Source organism: Mesorhizobium sp. B2-5-13 (genome assembly GCF_006440535.1).
GTDB lineage: Bacteria > Pseudomonadota > Alphaproteobacteria > Rhizobiales > Rhizobiaceae > Mesorhizobium > Mesorhizobium salmacidum.
This window is the reverse complement of the sequence record NZ_VFUI01000010.1, coordinates 38,753-56,720: the sequence shown is the minus strand read 5'-3', so window position 1 is coordinate 56,720 and position 17,968 is coordinate 38,753. Positions and strand designations below refer to the sequence as shown.

Sequence of the window (17,968 nt, the reverse complement as noted above, 5' to 3'; positions counted from 1 at the left end):
CTCTCGCCGAGACAACTGTAGCTGAAATTGCGCCCTACAAAAAACTCTGGGGGTCGATGTCAACCTGCACCCGGACCGAGCCGCGCTGCTTCGGTCCGTTGGCGAGCATGGCTCTGATAAAACCTTGCATGTCGGCGCGCCGTTCGCCCTGGATCAGCAGGCGGAAGCGGTGGCGGCCGCCGAGCAGCGACAGCGGGGCTTCCGCCGGCCCGAGCACGAACAGGTCCGACGCTTCCGGTGCCGCGCGGCGCAGGCCGCGTGCATGGCCTTCCGCTTCCGCCCGCGTCACCGCGCTGACGATGACGCCGGCCAACCGGCCGAAGGGCGGCAAGGCAGCGCGTTCGCGCTCCGAAATCTCGCGCTGGTAGAAAGACTCGGCATCGCCTGAGACGATCGCCCGCATCACCGGATGGTCGGGCTGGAAGGTCTGCAGCAGGCCAAGGCTCTTCTTGCCGGTGCGGCCGGCACGGCCGGTCACCTGGCTGAGCAGCTGAAACGTGCGCTCGGCGGCCCGCGGATCGCCATTGGCAAGGCCGAGATCGGCGTCGACGACACCGACCAGCGTCATGTTCGGGAAATTGTGGCCCTTGGCGACCAGTTGCGTGCCGATGACGATATCGGCCTCGCCATTGGCGATTGCCTCCAGCTCCAGCCGCAATCGTCGTACACCGCCCATTATGTCCGAGGACAGCACGATGGTGCGCGCGTCCGGGAAATGCGTCACGACCTCCTCGGCGATGCGTTCGACCCCCGGCCCGCAAGCCACCAGATGGTCGAGCGTGCCGCATTCCGGGCAGGCTTCGGGACGGCGCTCATTGTGACCGCAGTGATGACACACCAACTGGCCGCGAAAGCGGTGTTCGACCAGCCAGGCCGAGCACACCGGACAGCCGAAGCGATGGCCGCAGACCCGGCACAGCGTCAGCGGCGCATAGCCACGCCGGTTGAGAAACAGCAGCGACTGCTCCTTCTTCTCCAGCGTCCGGCGCATATGGTCGATCAGCACCGGCGACAGGAAGCCGCCACGGGCGGGCGGGGCGCGGCGCATGTCGATCGACTTGAGATCGGGAAGTGCCGCCTCAGCGAAGCGGGCGGAAAGCACAGCCCTGGCATAACGGCCCTGGCTGGCATTGACCCGGCTCTCGACCGACGGCGTCGCCGATGCCAGGACCACGGGGAAGCCGCCTATATGGCCGCGCACGACAGCCATGTCTCGCGCATTGTAGAAGACGCGGTCTTCCTGCTTGTAGGCGGGGTCGTGCTCCTCGTCGACGACGATCAGGCCAAGCTCCCGGAACGGCAGGAACAGCGCCGAGCGCGCGCCGGCAACGACGCGCACGCCGCCTTCCGCCACTTGCCGCCAGACTTTTTCACGCATTCGCGGTGGCAAATCCGAATGCCATTCGCCCGGCTTGGCGCCGAAACGTTGCTGGAAGCGTTCGAGAAAGGCGTGCGTCAAGGCGATTTCCGGCAGCAGGATAAGCACCTGCTTGCCCTGCTCGAGCGCGGCCGCCACCGCCTCGAAATAAACCTCCGTCTTGCCCGAACCGGTGACGCCGTCGAGCAACGTGACATTGAACTCGCCGGCCGCGACATTGGCGCGCAGCATCGACGCGGCCTCGTTCTGGTCCGGCATCAGTTCGGGAACGGCATAGCTGGGATCAGGCGCGGCCACCACCGGGCGCGGCGGGATCATCACCGTCTCGAACACGCCTTGCGCTTTCAGCCCCTCGATCACCGTCGACGATACGCCCGCGGCGTGCGCGAGCCCGGAGCGCGTCCAGGCCAGCCCGCCTTCGGCCGTCTCCAGCACGCGGGCCCTGGCATCGGTCATCCGATCGGGCACGAGCAGGGTGCGCTGAAGCCCTTCGATCCAGGGTTCGGGATCAAAGGCCTCCGGCGCCCTGAGCAGCATGCGCGCCACCATGCCCGGCGGCGACAGCGTGTACTGCGCCACCCAGTCAACGAAGCGGCGCATGGCGCGGTCGATTGGCGGACAGTCGAAAACCTGCTCGATCGGGCGCAATTTCCTGGCATCGACCTGCTCGACAACGCCGTCCCAGACAATGCCGGCGACCTGGCGCGGCCCGAGCGGCACGCGCACGATCGAACCCGGCACCACGCGCATGCCGGCCGGCACGGCATAGGTGTAGGGGCGTTCGGCCGGCATCGGCACCAGCACCGGCGCGGCCACGACAAAGGGCGAATCTTCGATCATGAGGCGTGACCTTGCCCTGACTTTGGTCTAGATCAAAGAGCAACGCTGAACGTGCCTTCCCAAGCACGACGAAATCGTCAGGAGACCCGCCATGAAATTTTTTGCCGACACCGCCGATATCAAAGAGATCAAGGAACTGAACGATCTGGGACTGCTCGATGGCGTCACCACCAATCCCTCCCTGATCCTGAAATCGGGCGGCAAGATCATCGAGGTCACCAAGCAGATCTGCGACATCGTCGAAGGCCCGGTCTCGGCCGAGGTCGTGGCGACCGAGTTCAAGCAGATGATGGCCGAGGCCGAGGTGCTGGCCAAGATCGCGCCCAATATTGCCATCAAGGTGCCGCTGACGCTGGACGGCCTGAAGGCCTGCAAGACGATCCGCACCGAGATGAACCGCATGGTCAACGTCACGCTGTGCTTCTCGGCCACCCAGGCGCTGCTCGCGGCCAAGGCCGGCGCGTCCTTCATCTCGCCCTTCGTCGGCCGCATCGACGACACCGGCTCGGACGGCATGGAGCTGATCCAGGAGATCCGTCAGATCTACGACAATTACGATTTCCAGACCGAGATCCTGACCGCTTCCGTGCGCACGGTGAACCACGTCAAGCAGGCGGCTCTCATCGGCGCCGACGTCATCACCGCGCCGCCGGCGACGCTGAAGGCGCTGGTCAACCATCCGCTGACCGACAAGGGCCTGGCCGCCTTCCTCGCCGATTGGGCCAAGACCGGCCAGAAGATCGGCTGAGCGGTCCCACACCAGATACGAAGAAAGGCCGGGCAACCGGCCTTTTTCATACGCTGCGGATCAAGAGCTGACCGCCCGATCAGTCCGTGCCGTCGTCGGGTGGCGCGATAGGCGACGGGCGCTTGCCCGCCATGATCTCGCGCTTGCCGACATGGTTGGGTGCGCCGACCAGACCCTCCTTCTCCATGCGTTCGACCAGTGAAGCCGCGCGGTTGTAGCCGATGCCGAGGCGGCGCTGGATGTAGGACGTCGAACATTTCTTGTCGCGCAACACCACCTTGACCGCTTCGTCATAGCTGGGATCGCCATCCTCGGCGGCAACGGCTCCCTTGTCGAAGACCGGACCCTGGTCGCCCTCCTCTTCCTCTTCATCCTCGTCGGCCGTCACGGTCTCCAGATATTCGGGACGGCCCTGCGCCTTCAGATGCGCCACGACATGCTCGACCTCGGCGTCGGAAACAAAGGGGCCGTGCACACGGGCGATGCGCCCGCCGCCCATCATGTGCAGCATGTCGCCCTGGCCGAGCAGTTGCTCGGCGCCCTGCTCGCCCAGGATGGTGCGGCTGTCGATCTTGGAGGTGACCTGAAAGGAGATGCGGGTCGGGAAATTGGCCTTGATCGTGCCGGTGATGACATCGACCGAAGGCCGCTGCGTTGCCATGATCAGGTGGATGCCGGCGGCGCGCGCCATCTGCGCCAGGCGCTGGATGGCGCCTTCGATCTCCTTGCCGGCAACCATCATGAGGTCGGCCATCTCGTCGACGATGACGACGATGTAGGGCATCGGCGCGAGATCGATTTCCTGCTGTTCGAACAGCGGCTCGCCGGTGCCCTTCTCGAAGCCGGCCTGCACGGTCATGACGACCGTCTCGCCCTTGTCGCGGACTTGGGCGGCGCGCTCATTGTAGCCGTCGATGTTGCGCACGCCGAGCCGCGCCATCTTGCGATAGCGATCCTCCATCTCGCGCACCGCCCATTTGAGCGCGGTAACGGCCTTCTTGGGATCCGTGACGACGGGGGTCAGAAGGTGCGGGATACCGTCATATACGGAGAGCTCAAGCATTTTCGGGTCGACCATGATCAGCCGGCATTCTTCCGGCTTCAGCCGGTAGAGCAGCGACAGGATCATGGTGTTGATGGCGACCGACTTGCCGGAGCCGGTGGTGCCGGCGACGAGCAGGTGCGGCATTTTCGCCAGCTCGGCAATGACAGGTTCGCCGCCGATCGTTTTGCCAAGGCAAAGCGCCAGCTTGCAGCTGGTCTTGCGGAAGCCCTGCGATTCGATCAGTTCGCGGAAATAGACGGTTTCGCGGGTCTCGTTCGGCAGCTCGATACCGATGACATTGCGGCCGGGCACGACGGCGACGCGCGCCGAGACCGCCGACATGGAGCGGGCGATATCGTCGGCGAGGCCAATGACGCGCGACGACTTGACACCTGGCGCCGGCTCGAACTCGTAGAGGGTAACGACCGGGCCAGGGCGAACGTGGATGATCTCGCCGCGAACACCGAAATCCTCCAGCACGCTTTCCAGGAGATCGGCATTCTGCTCGAGCCGCTCCTGCGACATGTAGAAGCCTTGCCCTTCCGGCGGCTGCTGCAGCAGTTCCTTCGAGGGAACCTCGTAGCTTTCGCCCGTCACCGGCCGCGCAACCTTGCCAGCCATGGGCAGCGACGGCCCGCGCACGGTGGCAACGGTTTCCTCCACGCGCTGCACAAGTGGGGCGGCGCTGCTTGCGGCAGATGCGACCACTGCCGTCGTCCGGCCCTGCCGGACAGCCCTGCCCGCCGGAACGGACGGCTCGACCAAGGCCTTGTTGGAGTTGGCCGGAAAGACGTCCGGCAGTGCGGACGAGGCCTGGCCCGGAAGGCATTCGATGACACGGAACAAGGTGGTGACATCGGCCACGGCGGACGCGGAGATGTCGGCCCGTGCCGCAGCGACCGGCGCTGCCGCGACCGGTACACGCGAAACCGGGCTGACTGAGCGGGGCGGCGACGTCACGTCAACCAGAAGCGGAGCCAAGCCCTCGAAGAAGGCGTGATCCGAAAGATAGGGCCGCCGGGCTTTTTCAGCGGTGGCTGTTCTGACCGGCGCGCCATTCACGACAACGGGCGCCGGGCGCGTGGCCGCTCGTGCCGTTGCGGGCATCTTCGGAGCCGTCGGCTGAACACCTTGCGACGTCTCGCCGCCGCGCGCCGGCTGAGCGGACGCGGCCGGTGACGGTCCGCGATGCATGACGGCGCCAGGCCCGACCTGCTGCGTTGGGGGCGCCTGCGGATCGCCCTGCGCGGCAACCTCGTCATGCGGTTGGCGATGCTTGGGTTCATAGTCCGGCGTGCGTGTAAAACGCACATTGGGCGCAAGGAAAAAATACTCTTGCCAGGCGGGGCTTTCGGTGTAGCCCTGCGGGAAAGCATTGTCCGCCGCGGGTTTTCCATTCGGCCCGACGGAGGGTCTGCGGTCGTCGCCGGGATCGGCTACCCGTCCGGACTGGCCCGCATGGGAAGCACCGGATTGGCGGACATCCACCTTGCCGTGCGGGCCGCCGGAGCGCTCCCTTTCGGGGTCATCGGGCGAAGCTGTGTGCAACGAATTGACCCGAGAAAAACGCCTGGCTTCCATGCTCAAGACTCACTGTGGAACGTCTGCTGAGCAATAGGGAGCGAGTGGTTAACAGTTGCTTCCGTCAGTGCCGTTGGAGCGAGCGAAAAATATCTTTCGCGGCGATGCCGAACGATACAGATTCGAGCGCTGGATCGTATTCGACGATCATCCACATATGCGGGCCGAGCATGTGCAAGCGCCGGCCCTTGGCCATCGGAAAACAGCCGGGGGCACCAGGATCGACGGGACGTCTTTCGTGAACGAAGAGTGGCGCTAGCTGGCTGCCTTGCCGTGTCGGGCCAGATCCTGCGCGATTGACAGTTGCAGGGCCTCGGCCAGTTCGCGCGCGGCACGGTTCTCGGCGTCGATCTGCGCCCGGTAGGAGGCAAATTCCTGACGCGGCCTGTCGAAGGACGAGGTGATCGCCCGCCTGCCGACCGCGATCACCGCGCCGGTTTTCGCATCGGTCAGCGTGTAGCCGGCGGTCAGCGTCACCGAACCGGCGGTCGGCTCGTCTTGATCGGTTCCAACCTGGACGAGTGCCGAGGATTCAACGGCTTCGGTCACGCCGAGATCGAGCGAATAAAGTGCCGAAGCCGGTTCGCCGGCACCGCGCCCGAACCCAAAGATCAGATTGTTGCGCACCTGCTGGGCATAACGCGTCCGGACCGGCTTGACGGCGATCGACGCCAGCTCGGCATTGGCTGTGGAGCCGGTCGACAGCGGCGCGCTCGAATAGAGCGGCCGCACCTGACAGGCCGAGACGAGCGCAAGCGAGCCGACAAGACCGGCAAGCGCGATGCGGCGCAGCAAACGGCTCAACTCTGTCTTTTCCCGATCAGGCAACGACATTGACGATCCTCTGCGGCACGATGATCACCTTGCGCGGAGTCTTGCCTTCAAGTGCCTTCTGCACGAAGTCGAGAGCCAAGACCGCTTTTTCGACCGCACCTTGGTCCGCGTCGCGGGCAATTGTCAAATCCCCCCGCTTCTTACCGTTGACCTGTACCGGATAGGTGACTTCATTGTCGACGACCAGCGCCGGATCGAAGACCGGCCACGGCCGTTCGGCCACCAGATCGCTGCCGCCCAGCGTCTCCCAGCACTCTTCGGCAAGGTGCGGCATGACAGGCGCGATCAGGTGCACCATGATCTCGACGGCCTCGCGGCAGGCGTTTTTCAGCGCCGGATCGGCCTTGGCTTCCGCCACCTCGTTGAGCGGGGTGGTCAGCGCGTTGGCCAGTTCATAGATGCGGGCGATGGCACGGTTGAAGGCGAGCTTCTCGATGTCTTCGCCGACCGCCTTCAGGATCTTGTGCGCGGCCTTGGAAACCGCTCCGGCCTCGCCGTCATTGACCGCCTTGGGTGTGACCCCTGCCAGCGTCTCGGCCGCCGTCGACACCAGGCGCCAGATGCGCTGCATGAAACGATGTGCGCCGGCGGCACCTTCGTCGGTCCACTCGACATCGCGTTCGGGCGGTGAATCCGACAGCATGAACCAGCGCGCCGTGTCAGCGCCGTAGCCATCGGTGATGTCTTCCGGGCTCACCGTGTTCTTTTTCGACTTCGACATCTTCTCGAGCGGGCCGATGGTGACCGCCTCGCCCGTGGCGACGTCGATGGCGCGGCGCTTGCCGTCGACTTCCTCCAGACGCACTTCGGTCGGCGCCAGCCAGCGGCCATTCGATGCCGAGCCGACACGGTAGGTTTCGTGCACCACCATGCCTTGCGTGAACAGGCCCTTGAACGGCTCGGCCAGGTCGACATGGCCGGTCTCGCGCATGGCGCGGGTGAAGAAGCGCGAATAGAGCAGATGCAGGATCGCATGCTCGATACCGCCAATATACTGATCGACGGCCAGCCACTCGTTCGCTGCTCTGGGATCGGTCGGCTCATGGGCCCAGGGCGCCGTGAAGCGGGCGAAGTACCAGGACGAATCGACGAACGTGTCCATCGTGTCGGTTTCGCGCCGCGCGTCCTTGCCGCATTGCGGGCACTTCACATGCCGCCATGTCGGGTGACGGTCGAGCGGATTGCCTGGCCGGTCGAAATCGACGTCGTCCGGCAGCTTGACCGGTAGGTCGGCCTTCGGCACCGGCACCACGCCGCAATCCTCGCAATGGATCATCGGGATCGGGCAGCCCCAGTAGCGCTGGCGCGAAATGCCCCAGTCGCGCAGGCGGAAATTCACCTTGCGCTGGGCCATCGGCCGGTCGCCGATCGTCTTCTGTTCCAGCAGGTTCGCGACCTCGTCGAAAGCCCGGTCCGGCTTCATGCCGTCGAGGAAGCGCGAATTGATCATCGCGCCATCGTCGACATAGGCCTCGTCGATGATCTGGAAAGCCGACGGGTTCTCGCCGTCCGGCATCACCACCGGTACCACCGGCAGGCCGTATTTGTTGGCGAAGTCGAGGTCGCGCTGGTCATGCGCCGGGCAGCCGAAGATGGCGCCGGTGCCGTATTCCATCAGCACGAAATTGGCGACATAGACCGGCAGCGTCCAGGTATCGTCGAAGGGATGGACGACGCGGATACCGGTGTCGAAGCCCTTCTTCTCGGCCGTCTCGAGAGACGCCACCGAAGTGCCCATATGGCGCACTTCATCAATGAACTTCGCCAGCGCCGGATTGGTCTCCGCGGCCTTCTTGGCCAGCGGGTGATCAGCGGCGATCGCCATGAACGAGGCGCCGAAAATGGTGTCGGGCCGCGTCGTGTAGACCTCCAACTCATGCTCGCCGGCAATTTTCGAGGCCAGCGGCCAGCGGATCAGCAAGCCTTCCGAACGGCCGATCCAGTTCTGCTGCATCAGCTTCACTTTTTCGGGCCATTCGTCGAGGCCGTCCAATGAATCCAGCAGGTCCTGCGCGAAGTCGGTGATCTTGAAGAACCATTGCGTCAGCTCGCGCTGTTCGACCAGCGCGCCGGAGCGCCAGCCGCGCCCGTCGATGACCTGCTCGTTGGCGAGCACCGTCATGTCCTCCGGGTCCCAGTTGACCTTGGAAGATTTGCGCGTCACCAGCCCCTTCGCGACGAAGTCGAGGAACAGCATCTGCTGGCGGTGGTAATAATCTACGTCGCAGGTGGCGAATTCGCGCGCCCAGTCCAGCGACAGGCCCATCACCTTGAGCTGCTCGCGCATGGTGGCGATGTTCTGGTAGGTCCACTCCTTGGGATGGACCTTGTTCTGCATGGCCGCGTTCTCGGCCGGCATGCCGAAGGCGTCCCAGCCCATCGGATGCAGCACGTTGAAGCCCTTGGCCCGCTTGTAGCGCGCCACCACGTCGCCCATCGTATAATTGCGGGTATGGCCGATATGGATGCGCCCCGACGGATAGGGGAACATCTCCAGCACGTAGTATTTCGGGCGCGGATCGTCATTGTGCGCTTCGAAAAGCTTCTTTTCGGCCCAGACCTTCTGCCATTTGGGTTCTGACGCGCGCGGATTGTATCGTTCGGTTGCCATGGGACGTTTTTCACTTAAAAGCATGCGAACTGCGGGCAAGAGCCCGGCAGTTCACGAAATGTGGTCCGGGTGTTCACCATGGTTTGGCAAACCCGTCAACCATATGGGCGTCGCGGCTGACAAAAACGCGAGTCAAACAGCGGGATTTGCATATGGGCGACACCGTTCAGCAGTTTTTCGCGGTCAAGGCGAAGATCGCCGCCGCCGAGCAGGAGGCCGGCCGTGAAGCCGGCGCGGTGACGCTGGTGGCGGTCTCCAAGACCTTCGACGCCCTCGATATCCAGCCGGTGATCGAGGCCGGCCAACGCGTCTTCGGCGAGAACCGCGTCCAGGAAGCACAAGGCAAATGGCCAGCGCTGAAGAAGGCTTTTCCCGATATCGAACTACACCTGATCGGCCCGCTGCAGTCGAACAAGGCGAGGGAGGCGGTGGCGCTGTTCGACGTCATCGAGACCATCGACCGCGACAAGATCGCCGCCGAGCTAGCCAAGGAAATTGCCAGGCAAGGCCGTGCGCCAAAGCTCTATGTTCAGGTGAATACCGGTTCCGAACCGCAGAAAGCCGGCATCGAACCGCGCGAGGCGGTCGCCTTCGTCAAGCGCTGCCGGGAAGTTCATGGCCTCGCCGTCGAAGGCCTTATGTGTATTCCGCCGGCGGACGAGAATCCCGGACCGCATTTCGCACTGCTGGAAAAAATGGCGAGAGAGGCCGGCGTCGCCAAACTGTCGATGGGCATGTCCGGCGATTACGAGATCGCGATCGCCTTCGGTGCTACCAGCGTCCGCGTGGGTTCGGCGATCTTCGGCAACCGGTAGTCGCTTAGGCCAGCCCGGCTAGTTCATTACCCCAGCGCCTTGAAACGAAACGTACCGTTCCTATTTGTCCGGATGTCACCACATCCTCCTGGAGCATCACGATGCGTTATAATCAGCTTGGAAATACCGGGCTTTTCGTCTCCGAACTTTGCCTCGGCACCATGACCTTCGGCGCCGCCGGCCAGAACGCCCAATGGGGCCTGATCGCCAGCCTCGACCAGAAGGGCGTCAACGAAATCGTCGGCCGCTCGATCGCCGCCGGCATCAACTTCTTCGATACGGCCGACGTCTATTCCGTCGGCGAGTCCGAACGCCTGCTCGGCCAGTCGCTTAGAGATCTCCGTGTTGCCAGGTCGAACGTGGTCATCGCCACCAAGGTCCATGCCGCCATGGGCGACGGGCCGAACCAGCGCGGCTCCTCACGCGGCCACATCATGGATTCGGTCGATGCCAGCCTCGAACGGCTGCAGCTCGATCACATCGATCTCTATCAGTTGCACGGCACCGACGCGGTGACGCCGATCGACGAGACGCTGCGGGCACTCGATGATCTCGTCACTAGTGGCAAGGTCCGCTATGTCGGCGTGTCCAACTGGCAGGCCTGGCGCATCGCCAAGGCGCTCGGCATCGCCGACCGCAAGGGTTTTGCCCGTTTCGAGACCATCCAGTCCTATTATTCGATCGCCGGCCGCGACCTCGAGCGCGAGATCGTACCGCTGATCAACGAGGAGAAGCTCGGCCTGATGGTATGGTCGCCGATGGCCGGCGGGCTGCTGTCCGGCAAATATGGCCCCGGCGCGCCGGGCAACGGCGAGGGCCGCCGCGCGTCCTTCAACTTCCCGCCGGTCAACGAGGACCGCGCCTGGGCAGCGGTCGCCGTCATGCGCGAGGTCGCCAAGAAACATGATGTCAGCGTCGCCACCGTGGCGCTCGGCTGTGTCCTGGCCAAGCCTTTCGTCATGAGTGTGATCATCGGCGCCAGCCGCATGGAGCAACTCGAGCAGAACCTCGCCGCCACCAGCCTCAAGCTCGATGCCGACGACCTCGCCAGGCTGGACCAAGTGAGCGCCTTGCCGGCCGAATATCCCGGCTGGATGGTCGAACGCCAGGGCGCCGGCCGTCGTCCGGCGCCTTTCGTCCCGAAGGCATAGCCCTACCGCTGGCAAGCCAGTCTTTTCGACGCCGCGTGTCCCATGGACGCGCGGCTTCGACTACAGCCGGACGGTCTCTGCGAGAAAGTCGAGAAAGGCCCGCACACGTGCAGGCAGGTGTTTGCCCTGACCGACATAGACGGCATGCGTCGGCTCTTCGTCGCCGGGGTTGAAGTCTTCCAGCAGCGGCACCAGCCGGCCGGCGGCGATGTCGGGCTCGACATGCCAGCGCGCCAGCCGCGCAATGCCCGCCCCTGATAGGGCGGACAGCCGCATCGCCTCGCCGTCGCTCACCGTGGCAGAGCCTGCGATCGGGACCATGACCGGTGCGCCGGCCGCGTCGATGAACGGCCAGCCGTCGATGTATCGGACGAAACCGAAGGCAAGCATGTTGTGACGGCCGAGATCGCCGGGCGTCAGCGGCGTACCGCGCGCTTCGAGATAGGCAGGCGCGGCAACCACCACCATCCGGCTCTGGCCGAGCTTGCGCGCCACCAGCCGTGACTCGCGAAGCGGCCCGGCGCGGATCGCGACATCGGCGCGCTCTTCCAACAGATCGATCACGCTGTCGGTCAGCACAGCCTCGACGAAAATCTCCGGATACCGTGCCAGAAAGCGCGGCAGCAGTGCCATTAGCCTGTGTTGGCCAAACGGCACATAGGCATTGACCCTCAGCCGCCCGCGCGGCGCCGCACCCGCCGCCGCTTCCCGCTCGGCGGCATCGAGGTCAGCCAGGACGCGCACGCCGCTGTCGTAGAAGGACGTCCCTTCCGGCGTGAGCTGGAGCTTGCGCGTCGAGCGGCTGACAAGCCGCGCGCCAAGCCGTGTTTCGAGCCGCGCGATCAGCTTGCTCACCGCCGACGGTGTCATGCGCAGGCGGCGCGCCGCGGCCGAGAAGCTCCCCGCTTCGACGACGCATACGAAGACTTCGATCTCGCCGGAGCGGTTGATATCGGGCCTGGCCACCTGTGAATCTATTTCACAGGAAATATGCCTTCGGCAAGTCTGGTTCACAACATGGCGGATCACGATCTTCCGGGCTGGGGCGCGGACTGGGCGTCCTTTGCTGACAGATGGGACCGCCATGCCTCTTGCTCTCTATGCCCTCGCTGCCGGCGCCTTTGGCATCGGTGTCACCGAATTCGTCATCATGGGCCTGCTCATAGATGTCAGTAAGGATCTTGGTGTGTCGATCTCGGCCGCTGGCCAATTGATCTCGGGTTACGCGCTCGGTGTTGTCATCGGTGCACCCCTGTTGACCATCGCCACCGGCAACTGGCCGCGCAAAACCGTGCTGCTGGCGTTGATGGCAATCTTCACGATTGGCAACCTCGCCTGTGCGCTGGCGCCAGATTACTGGACCCTGATGGGTGCCCGTATCATCACCGCCTTTGCCCATGGCACTTTCTTCGGCGTCGGCTCGGTGGTCGCCACTGGCCTGGTCGCGCCCAACAGGAAAGCTTCGGCGATCGCGCTGATGTTCACCGGGCTCACCATCGCCAACATCCTCGGCGTACCCTTCGGCACCTGGCTCGGCCAGGCCTTTGGCTGGCGCGCGACCTTTTGGGCGGTGACCGCCGTCGGCCTCGCCGCCTTCGCCGTCATCCTGGCCCTGGTGCCGCGCGGCCACGCAACGCTCGAGAAGAGCGATTTGCGCACCGATCTCGCCGTGCTGCGCCGCACGCCCGTCCTGCTCGGCCTCGCCACGACGGTGCTCGGCTATGCCGGCGTCTTCGCCGTCTTTACCTACATCGCCCCGTTGCTCACCGAGATCAGCGGCTTCAGGGAAGCGGCCGTGTCGCCGATCCTGCTCGTCTTCGGCGGCGGTCTCATCGCCGGCAATCTCGCCGGCGGCAAGGTCGCCGATCGCTGGCTGGTGCCGGCGGTGCTCGGCAGCCTCGTGGTGCTGGCGCTGGTGCTTGCCACGATGAGCTTCGCCATCCACAGCCAGGTCATGGCCGTGATCTATGTCGGCCTGCTCGGCGCGGCCGCCTTCGCCACCGTGGCGCCGCTGCAGATGTGGATGCTGGAGAAGGCGCAAGGCGCCGGCCAAAGCCTGGCCTCATCGTTCAACATCGCCGCCTTCAATCTCGGCAATGCGGCCGGCGCCTGGCTTGGCGGCACGGTCATCGCCCATGGCCTTGGGCTGGGTTCGCTCACCTGGGTCGCCGCCCTGCTGCCGCTGGCGGCACTCGCCGTGGCCGGACTGGCGCTTCGCCTCGATCGTGGCACCACATCAGGCGCGCCTGCCACCGTCCGGTCGTGACATCAGCCGACACCGGAATCGCCTCTCCTCTTCACAAACCACCAGGAGCAAGAAAATGGACTATCGACGTCTCGGCGCATCGGGCCTGAATGTGCCGGCGCTCTCATTCGGCGCCGGAACTTTTGGCGGTTCCGGCCCGCTGTTCGGTGCCTGGGGCAACAGTGACGCCAGCGAAGCGCGGCGCCTCATCGACATCTGCCTCGAGGCCGGCGTCAATTTGTTCGACACCGCCGACGTCTATTCGAACGGCGCCTCGGAGGAGGTGCTCGGCGAAGCGATCAAGGGCCGGCGCGACGCGGTGCTGATCTCGACCAAGACCGCGCTGCCCATGGGCGACGGGCCGGCCGACTTTGGCTCATCGCGCTCGCGGCTGATCAAGTCGGTCGACGCCGCGCTGAAGCGCCTCGGCACCGACTACATCGACCTGCTGCAGCTGCACGCTTTCGATGCCGGCACGCCGATCGAGGAAGTTCTGTCGACGCTGGACGGCCTCGTTCGCTCCGGCAAGCTGCGCTATGTCGGCGTCTCCAACTTCTCCGGCTGGCAAGTGATGAAGTCGCTCGGCCTCGCGGAGATGCACGGCTACCCACGCTATGTCGCGCATCAGGTCTACTATTCGCTGCTCGGCCGCGACTATGAATGGGAGCTGATGCCGCTCGGCCTCGACCAGGGCCTCGGCGCACTGGTGTGGAGCCCGCTCGGCTGGGGCCGCCTGACCGGCAAGATCCGCCGCGGCCAGCCCTTGCCGGAAAAGAGCCGGCTGCACGAGACCGCGAGCTTCGGCCCGCCGGTCGAGGATGAGCATCTCTATCGGGTCATGGATGCGCTCGACGCCGTGGCTGAGGAAACCGGCAAGACGGTTCCGCAGATCGCGATCAACTGGCTGCTGCGGCGCCCGACCGTTTCCTCCGTCATTATCGGCGCCCGCAATGAGGAGCAACTGCGACAGAACCTCGGCGCCGTCGGCTGGACGCTGACGCCGGAGCACATGAAAAAGCTCGACGCCGCAAGCGAGGTCACCGCGCCCTACCCCTATTTCCCCTATCGGCGTCAGGAAGGCTTTGCCCGGCTGAACCCGCCGGCGGTTTAAACTCGCGATCGTTCATTTGGGCGGCAACGTTCGGGATTGGCCGACGCCTCTCAGTTTCGTCATCCACGGGCGAAGCAGGAGCGAAGCTCCGTCGCGGAGACCCGAGGATCCATGCCGTGACGGCTGTTGAGCAATGCGGCGGATCAGAATTCTGGACCGCTGCAACGTCGAGAGGTCGCGGCATGGATCCTAGGGTCTGCTCTCGTCGCTCCGCTCCTCGCTGCGCCCTAGGATGACGAAGCGATAGGCGTTCCGTCAATCGCCATGCATATCGGCCCGTCAACGCAAGCGAGCCTCAAAGCTTCTGCGCCGGACCCTCAGTGCAGCACGAACTCGCCATCCACCTTGCGCCATTCGTTCGGCGCGATCAGCTTCTGGTGCGTGTAGCTGACCGAATGCAGGGGCCCGTCGAGCTTGGCCTTCCAGAATTCGATGAACCTGATCAGCACCGGAAATGTCGGAGCGATGTCGTAATCCTGCCAGACGAAGCTCTGCAGGAGATGCGGGTGGTCGGGAAAATGATAAAGAATCTTGGCCGTGGTCAGGCCGTAGCCTTTGAGCATCAGGTCCATTTCCAGATGGTCGCGCATTGCGGTCCCCAAGGTTGATTCTCCTGTCCTCCCAAGCACCAATTGTGCGCGCCGTTACTTAACTGTCTATTGATTTTTCTTGATCGCAGAACGAACTTTTCCCACAAAAACATGCAGTTAGCAGCGAACCGCGTCGAGTGCTGACAGCCTCGGAAAGCGCTCCTGCGGCATCCCGCCACGCGAATCCAACGTCTAATGTTGCCGTCGCGGCGGAACTGGTAATAATGCCGCCGAATTCGCGGCTGCGTGGCCGCGATCCCGCGGGCGTTTCAAGCCCGCGGATTGTTCGGGAGGAAAGCCAAGAAATGTCCGAGGTTCATGTCCATCGCGTCCAGCCGGCGTGGAAGAAGAACGCGCTGATCGACAATGACACTTACCTCAAATGGTATGCCGACAGCGTGAAGAACCCGGACAAGTTCTGGGGCAAGCACGGCAAGCGGATCGACTGGTTCAAGCCCTTCTCCAAGGTCAAGAACACCTCCTTCGACGGCAAGGTCTCGATCAAGTGGTTCGAGGATGGCCAGACCAACGTCTCGTATAATTGCATCGACCGCCACCTGAAGAAGCGCGGCGACCAGACCGCCATCATCTGGGAAGGCGACAACCCCTACGACGACAGGAAGGTCACCTACAACGAGCTCTACGAGCATGTCTGCCGGCTTGCCAATGTGATGAAGAAGCACGGCGTCAAGAAAGGGGACCGCGTCACCATCTATATGCCGATGATCCCGGAGGCGGCTTACGCGATGCTGGCCTGCACGCGTATCGGCGCCATTCATTCGGTCGTCTTCGGCGGCTTTTCGCCGGATGCCTTGGCCGGCCGCATCGTCGACTGCGAATCGACCTTCGTCATCACTGCCGACGAGGGTCTGCGTGGAGGAAAACCCATTCCTCTGAAGGAGAACACCGACAAGGCGATCGACGTTGCCGCCAAGCACCATGTCAAGGTCAAGACCGTCGTGGTCGTGCGCCGCACGGGCGGCAAGATCGGCTGGGCGCCGGGGCGCGATGTCTGGTATCACGACGAAGTCGCGACGGTGAAGCCTGAGTGCAAGCCGGAGAAGATGAAGGCCGAGGATCCGCTGTTCATCCTCTACACGTCGGGCTCGACCGGCAAGCCCAAAGGCGTGCTGCACACCACCGCCGGCTATCTCGTCTATGTGTCGATGACGCACCAATATGTCTTCGACTGTCATGACGGCGACATCTACTGGTGCACCGCCGATGTCGGCTGGGTGACCGGCCACAGCTACATCGTCTATGGACCGCTCGCCAACGGCGCCACCACGCTGATGTTCGAGGGGGTGCCGAACTACCCCTCGCAGTCGCGCTTCTGGGAAGTCATCGACAAGCACAAGGTCAACATCTTCTACACCGCCCCGACAGCGCTGCGCGCGCTGATGGGCGCCGGCGACGCGCATGTCACCAAGACATCGCGAAAATCGCTGCGCGTGCTGGGCTCGGTCGGCGAGCCGATCAACCCGGAAGCCTGGGAGTGGTATTTCAACGTCGTCGGCGACGGCAAGGTGCCGATCGTCGACACATGGTGGCAGACCGAGACCGGGGGCATCCTGATTACGCCGCTGCCGGGCGCTACCGACCTCAAGGCAGGCTCGGCGACACGGCCCTTCTTCGGCGTCCAGCCGCAACTGGTCGACAGCGAGGGCAAGGTGGTGGACGGTGCGGCCGATGGCAACCTCTGCATCACCGATTCCTGGCCGGGCCAGATGCGCACCGTCTATGGCGATCACAACCGTTTCGTGCAGACCTATTTCTCCGCCTACAAGGGAAAATATTTCACGGGTGACGGCTGCCGCCGCGATGCGGACGGCTACTACTGGATCACCGGCCGCGTCGACGACGTCATCAATGTCTCCGGCCACCGCATGGGCACGGCCGAGGTCGAATCGGCTCTGGTCAGCCATGACAAGGTTTCCGAGGCCGCCGTGGTCGGCTATCCCCATGACATCAAGGGCCAGGGCATCTATTGCTATGTCACGCTGATGGCCGGCGAGCAGCCGAGCGAAGAGTTGCGCAAGGAACTCGTCGCCCATGTCCGCAAGGAGATCGGCGCCATCGCGACGCCCGACAAGATCCAGTTCGCGCCCGGCCTGCCCAAGACGCGTTCGGGCAAGATCATGCGCCGCATCCTGCGCAAGATCGCCGAGGACGATTTTTCCGCACTCGGCGACACCTCGACGCTTGCCGATCCGGCCGTGGTCGACGATCTCATCGCCAACCGGCAGAACAAGAAGGGCTGATGCGGGAAGACGCGGCGTTGGGCACCGTCACCCAGTTGTGGCGCTATCCGGCGAGTTCGCTCGCCGGCGAGCGCCAGGACGCCATCCTGGTCGGCACCCACAGCATCGAGGGCGACCGTATGTTCGGCCTCGTCGATATCTCGGACAACGAGATCGCCCGGCCCGATCGTGACGCCAAATGGCACAAGGTGCCGAGCATCCGCACCCGGCTGAGCCACGGCGGCGAATTGGAAATCGCCATCCCCGATGGCCACTGGCTCGCCGCACCCAGCGCCGAATGCGACCGCGCCGTATCGGCCTATCTCGGCTTTGGCGCCTCGATCCGGCCGTTCCGCAGGGAGAATGCGGCAGGCTATGCCGGTCCGCTGACCGCGGAACGCTACCGCAAGGCGCCGATCCATCTCCTGACCACGGCATCGCTGGCGCGGCTGAAGGCACTGCATCCGGAAGGGGCCGCCGATCCGCGCCGCTTCCGCCCCAACATCGTCGTCGACACCGCTCCGGTCGAGGGCTCGTTTCCCGAAACCGAATGGATCGGTCGAAAGCTCGCCATCGGCGACCTGGTCTTGACCATCTCCGAGCCGTGCCGCCGCTGCGGCTTCACCATCATCGCCCAGGACGGTTTCGACAATGATCCAGGGATCCTGCGCAATCTGGTCCGCCACAACGGCCACAATCTCGGCGTCTATTGCACCGTCGACCAGCCTGGCCGTGTCGAGATCGGTGCGCCGATGCGGTTTGTCTGACCTGCCGACCCA

The 17,968-nt window shown here is 64.3% G+C and carries 14 protein-coding genes; 7 read left to right on the top strand and 7 right to left on the bottom strand.

Going from position 1 to position 17,968, the window contains the following annotated elements; genetic code table 11:
- Nucleotides 1-34 precede the first annotated feature (34 nt).
- On the bottom strand, nt 35-2,218 hold the full coding sequence (locus FJ434_RS17965; protein ID WP_140750531.1) for a primosomal protein N': 2,184 nt from the start codon (nt 2,216-2,218) through the stop codon (nt 35-37).
- Nucleotides 2,219-2,309: 91 nt separating this feature from the next.
- Between FJ434_RS17965 and fsa the strand changes: the two genes are divergently transcribed.
- The gene (fsa, locus tag FJ434_RS17960) at nt 2,310-2,966 is read left to right on the top strand and encodes a fructose-6-phosphate aldolase (RefSeq protein WP_027145130.1); all 657 of its coding nucleotides are present in this window, start codon (nt 2,310-2,312) and stop codon (nt 2,964-2,966) included.
- A 79-nt stretch (nt 2,967-3,045) separates the two neighbouring features.
- Here the strand turns inward: fsa and FJ434_RS17955 are convergent, their stop codons facing one another.
- From FJ434_RS17955 to leuS, 4 genes are all read right to left on the bottom strand, one after another.
- A complete protein-coding gene (locus tag FJ434_RS17955) occupies nt 3,046-5,592 on the bottom strand; it encodes a DNA translocase FtsK (protein WP_140750533.1) in 2,547 nt (848 codons plus the stop codon).
- A 64-nt stretch (nt 5,593-5,656) separates the two neighbouring features.
- On the bottom strand, nt 5,657-5,788 hold the full coding sequence (locus FJ434_RS30500; protein ID WP_281405560.1) for a hypothetical protein: 132 nt from the start codon (nt 5,786-5,788) through the stop codon (nt 5,657-5,659).
- A gap of 59 nt (nt 5,789-5,847) precedes the next feature.
- Nucleotides 5,848-6,426: an LPS assembly lipoprotein LptE gene (lptE, locus tag FJ434_RS17950; protein WP_140503883.1), complete on the bottom strand. Its 579-nt coding sequence runs from the start codon at nt 6,424-6,426 to the stop codon at nt 5,848-5,850.
- A complete protein-coding gene (gene leuS / locus FJ434_RS17945) occupies nt 6,413-9,037 on the bottom strand; it encodes a leucine--tRNA ligase (protein ID WP_140750535.1) in 2,625 nt (874 codons plus the stop codon). The genes lptE and leuS overlap by 14 nt, the downstream gene beginning before the upstream one ends.
- A 152-nt stretch (nt 9,038-9,189) precedes the next feature.
- Here leuS and FJ434_RS17940 point away from each other — a divergent pair, with 152 nt between their 5' ends.
- Together FJ434_RS17940 and FJ434_RS17935 are read left to right on the top strand one after the other, a co-directional pair.
- Nucleotides 9,190-9,852, top strand: a complete 663-nt coding sequence (locus FJ434_RS17940; protein ID WP_140750537.1) for a YggS family pyridoxal phosphate-dependent enzyme — start codon at nt 9,190-9,192, stop codon at nt 9,850-9,852.
- 101 nt (nt 9,853-9,953) lie between these two features.
- Nucleotides 9,954-11,003, top strand: a complete 1,050-nt coding sequence (locus tag FJ434_RS17935; RefSeq protein ID WP_140750539.1) for an aldo/keto reductase — start codon at nt 9,954-9,956, stop codon at nt 11,001-11,003.
- Nucleotides 11,004-11,063: 60 nt separating this feature from the next.
- On the opposite strand, the gene FJ434_RS17930 is transcribed toward FJ434_RS17935, so the two are convergent.
- Complete coding sequence (locus FJ434_RS17930) at nt 11,064-11,969, bottom strand: LysR family transcriptional regulator (protein ID WP_140716663.1); 906 nt, start codon at nt 11,967-11,969, stop codon at nt 11,064-11,066.
- Between the two features lie 118 nt (nt 11,970-12,087).
- Here FJ434_RS17930 and FJ434_RS17925 point away from each other — a divergent pair, with 118 nt between their 5' ends.
- Together FJ434_RS17925 and FJ434_RS17920 are read left to right on the top strand one after the other, a co-directional pair.
- On the top strand, nt 12,088-13,269 hold the full coding sequence (locus FJ434_RS17925) for an MFS transporter (RefSeq protein WP_140750541.1): 1,182 nt from the start codon (nt 12,088-12,090) through the stop codon (nt 13,267-13,269).
- A 55-nt stretch (nt 13,270-13,324) separates the two neighbouring features.
- Nucleotides 13,325-14,359, top strand: a complete 1,035-nt coding sequence (locus FJ434_RS17920; protein WP_140750543.1) for an aldo/keto reductase — start codon at nt 13,325-13,327, stop codon at nt 14,357-14,359.
- Between the two features lie 317 nt (nt 14,360-14,676).
- Here the strand turns inward: FJ434_RS17920 and FJ434_RS17915 are convergent, their stop codons facing one another.
- Entirely contained in the window at nt 14,677-14,949 is a 273-nt protein-coding gene (locus FJ434_RS17915; protein ID WP_140503972.1) for an usg protein, read from the bottom strand.
- Between the two features lie 305 nt (nt 14,950-15,254).
- Between FJ434_RS17915 and acs the strand changes: the two genes are divergently transcribed.
- Together acs and FJ434_RS17905 are read left to right on the top strand one after the other, a co-directional pair.
- A complete protein-coding gene (acs, locus tag FJ434_RS17910; RefSeq protein ID WP_140750545.1) occupies nt 15,255-17,210 on the top strand; it encodes an acetate--CoA ligase in 1,956 nt (651 codons plus the stop codon).
- Complete coding sequence (locus FJ434_RS17905) at nt 17,210-17,956, top strand: MOSC domain-containing protein (protein ID WP_140750547.1); 747 nt, start codon at nt 17,210-17,212, stop codon at nt 17,954-17,956. The genes acs and FJ434_RS17905 overlap by 1 nt, the downstream gene beginning before the upstream one ends.
- Nucleotides 17,957-17,968 lie beyond the last annotated feature (12 nt).